This is a genomic window from Streptomyces durbertensis (assembly GCF_014156695.1).
GTDB lineage: Bacteria > Actinomycetota > Actinomycetes > Streptomycetales > Streptomycetaceae > Streptomyces > Streptomyces durbertensis.
In genome coordinates this window covers 1-3,510 of record NZ_WMLF01000508.1, presented here as the reverse complement: position 1 = coordinate 3,510, position 3,510 = coordinate 1, and the positions used below count along the sequence as shown (strand labels likewise).

Genomic DNA, 3,510 nt, shown 5'->3' with positions numbered 1-3,510 from the left:
GGTCAGTCCAAAACCCTAGCAGCAGGTGGGAGCCGGTTGTCAGTGGTGGGGTCCACGATGGGTGTGTACGTACAGACAGGCGAAGGATGCGAAGGGCGGAAACGCCCAGAACGCTGAGAAGGAGGCACCAGCCCATGAAGCTGTCCGGGCCCCCGAGCGACATCCACCCCGTACTCCGTCAGGCGTCCGCCCCGCCCGCCGTGCTCGACCTGCTCGCGCAGGCGCGCCGCGGCCTGGAGGAGGCGGCCACGCTGGAAACGCCGAACGAGCGCTACGCCACCGCCCACCTGGCCGCCCTGCGGGCCGCCGCCGCGGTGCTCGCCGCGCGCGGGCGGCCCGAGACGACCGAGCGGGCCCGCCGCCGCATCCGCAGCGCGTGGGACGTGCTCCGCGAGATAGCCCCGGAGCTTGCCGAGTGGAGCGGGTACTTCGCCGGCGGCGCCGCCCGCCGGGCCCGCGCCGAGGCCGGCCTCAGGGATGCCGTGAGCGACCGGCAGGCCGACGACCTCCTGCGGGACGCCGGGATCTTCCTGCGCATGGTGGAACGCCTGCTCCTCAAGCCGCCCGCGCTGCCCGCCGCCCGCGCCGAGGCGTCCCCCGCCGTGCTGCGCCGCACCTCCTAGGTCGGCCGGGCGGCGGCGCGTTCCGTGAGGTCCGCGCGGAGGCAATAGGGTTAGGCCCCGGCAAGCCCGATCATCCGCCGAGGAGCACCGCCATGACCCGCCCCCGCGCAGCCCTCCGTACCGCCGTGGTCTGGGAGGTACTGAAGGACGCCCTCGAACGGCGGTCCGCGAGCGCCGGTCGCGAGGTGCTCGACGTGCTCGACGCGGGCGGCGGCTCCGGCCACTTCGCCGTCCCGCTGGCCGTCCTCGGTCACCGCGTGACCGTCGTCGACCCGAGCCCCAACGCGCTCTTCGCCCTGGAGCGGCGGGCCGCCGAGGAAGGCGTCGCCGAGCGGGTGCGCGGCGTCCAGGGCGACGCGCACGGCCTCCTGGAGGTCGCCGAGCGCGGCGGCTACGACGCGGTCCTGTGCCACGGCGTGCTGGAGTACGTCGACGACCCGGCCGAGGGACTGGCCAACGCGGTCGCCGCGCTGCGCCCCGACGGCGGCGTCCTCAGCGTGCTCGCCGCCGGGCTGGGCGGTGCCGTGCTCGCACGGGCCCTCGCCGGGCACTTCACCGAGGCCCACCGCGCCCTGACCGACCCGGACGGCCGCTGGGGCTCCTCCGACCCGGTGCCGCGCCGCTTCACCCCCGACCAGCTCCGCGAGCTGGTCGGCGCGACCGGGCTGGAGATCACCGCCGTGCACGGCGTACGCGTCTTCAGCGACCTCGTCCCCGGCGCGCTCGTCGACACCGAACCGCAGGCCGTCGAGGCGCTGGCCCAGCTGGAGGCCGCCGCCGCCGAACTGCCCGCCTTCCACTCCGTGGCCACCCAGCTCCACCTGCTGGCCCACTCCCGCTGACCCGGACGAGCGGCCCCCCGGGGCCGCCGCACGCCCGTCGAACGCCCCTGTCGGGCCGCCGGAGCGGGGCCGGTGTCGTGCCGGAGTGAGCACGGCCGAACAGACCGGCGCCGGGAGCCGTATGATCGAAGGACGCCGTCGGGCATGACGGACGGGTAGTAAGGGAATGAACTGGCCACTGCTGTGTCCACCGGTACCGGTCATCCGGGCGGAACTGGTGGATAGGGGCGGGTTTCACGGGGGCGATTCCCTGCCTATCCTGGAAGGGTCGCAACGGTTCGCCCCCGCGACCGACGAGTAGGAGGACCACGTGCCGCTCTCTGAGCACGAGCAGCGGATGCTCGAGCAGATGGAGCGAGCGCTGTACGCCGAAGATCCCAAGTTCGCGACAGCGCTCGAGGGAAGTGAGCTGCGCGCACCGTCCCGCAAGCGGGTCTACCAAGCGGTGGCGGGCTTCCTGGTGGGCATCGCTCTCCTGATGTCCGGAATGGTCGCGCAGATCATCTGGGTCAGTGTTCTCGGCTTCCTCGTGATGCTCGGATGCACTGTCCTGGCGGTGACCGGATGGCGCAAGGGCCCCAAGACCGCGCAGACCGACGGCTCAGGCCGGTCCGGTGGCGGCGGGAGCGCTCGGCGCCCCAAGCAGCGCAGGTCGATGATGGACCGGATCGAGCAGCGGTGGCAGCGCCGCCGCGACGAACGCCAGTGAGTCGCGGCCGCAAACGGCCGTGACACAGCGCTCGAGTGGGCGCCCCGGACAGGTCCGGGGCGCCCACTTCTTGTGCTGACCGCCTGCGGCGCCCAGCCGCCGCCTGACCCGGACGACCGCGGGCCCGCCGCCGTGCCCTCACCCGTTCGGCGCGACGGAGCCCGGTCAGCGGGCCGCCGGTCGGCCCGAGGGGGCCGCCGTGCCGCGCGCTCCGGGACGGGGCTGTGCCCGGCCGGTCCGACGGGGCTGCGCCCGGCCCGACGGGGCTGCGTCCTACCGGCCGTGAGGAGCCGGCGTCCGGCCGGAAGAAGGCGAGCTGGCACGGTCGGCGGGGCCGCGGCGGCTCCCAGGTCACCCGCGCACCGCAGAGCTGACCGTCGTACCAGTGGCGGCCAAGCGCCGGGCCACCCCCGCCCGGCGGCTTGGGCGCGGAGTTCTCGCGTCGCACGACCGGCCCTCCCCGAGCACCGGACCGGGCGGCTCAGAACGGCCGACGGCCGTTGAGGGGCCCCCTCCTCGCCGACCCGGGCGTTCCCGGCCGCCCGAGTGCGGCGCCCGCTGGTGTCCGGCGCACCCGGGCAGCCGTCCTGCCCCGCGGGGCAGGGCCCGGGGCGGGCCTCCTCCTTGAGGGCCGTCAGCCGGGGCGGCGGCGGGAGAAGGGCGGGCGGAGGCGGGTGGCCGTGCGTTCGGCGGCGCCGCGCAGGCGGCGGGCCGCCGCCGCCCGGCGGTCCTCCACCGCCCACTTCACCCGCACGGCGGAACGCGGCACGAGGAGTGCGCGCAGCCGGGTCCGGCGGTCGGCGTGCTCGCGCATCGCGGCGCCCACCAGCCGTACGTCCTTCGCCAGCTCCGGGCCCGGCCCGACGGCAGTCGCGGGGTCGGGGTCGGGCGCCGGAGGCGCGTACAGCGTGCGTTCCACGGCCGTGGCGACGCGGTGGGCCGCCGCCGAGGCCTCCTCGTCCAGTCGGCCTCCGTCGACGAGGCGGTGGGCCGCGCCGCGCGGGCTGGCGGCCTCGTCCGGGGCCACGCCGAGGTCCCAGCCGGTGTCCAGGAGTTCCCGCCACGCGGCGAGCGTCGCGGCGCGCGGCCCGGCGGCGTGCGCGCGGGCGCCGAGCCGACGCGAGCGGACGGCCGTGCGCCACAGCAGCGGCGCCAGCAGGGCGAGCAGCACGAGCAGTGCCGCGGCCGGCAGCAGTACCGCCGTCCAGGGGAACCCGCCGCCGGCGCCTGCCGCCGCGTCCTGTTCGCGCGCGTCGCACTCGCCGGCGCGGCGCAGCTCGGGCGGGCAGGCGTCGCGTTCGGCGGGGGTGGGCGCCGGGGCTGCGCTGTCCTCCGG

General features: G+C 76.6%; 3 protein-coding genes and 1 pseudogene. 3 read left to right on the top strand and 1 reads right to left on the bottom strand.

The genetic code is table 11. The features are described 5' to 3' along the window. Positions 1–134 precede the first annotated feature (134 nt). The 3 genes from GL263_RS23495 to GL263_RS23485 all read left to right on the top strand — a co-directional run bounded on the left by GL263_RS23495 (position 135) and on the right by GL263_RS23485 (position 2,174). Entirely contained in the window at positions 135–623 is a 489-nt protein-coding gene (locus GL263_RS23495) for an SAV_6107 family HEPN domain-containing protein (protein WP_228456775.1), read from the top strand. A gap of 92 nt (positions 624–715) precedes the next feature. Further along, the gene (locus tag GL263_RS23490) at positions 716–1,465 is read left to right on the top strand and encodes a methyltransferase (RefSeq protein ID WP_182857746.1); all 750 of its coding nucleotides are present in this window, start codon (positions 716–718) and stop codon (positions 1,463–1,465) included. Positions 1,466–1,775: 310 nt separating this feature from the next. Then, positions 1,776–2,174 (top strand): SCO2097 family morphological protein, encoded by a 399-nt coding sequence (locus tag GL263_RS23485; protein WP_143649031.1) that lies wholly within the window; start codon positions 1,776–1,778, stop codon positions 2,172–2,174. A 634-nt stretch (positions 2,175–2,808) separates the two neighbouring features. Here GL263_RS23485 and GL263_RS23480 read toward each other — a convergent pair. Beyond that, positions 2,809–3,510 (bottom strand): annotated as a pseudogene (locus tag GL263_RS23480) (transglutaminase); the annotation flags it as partial.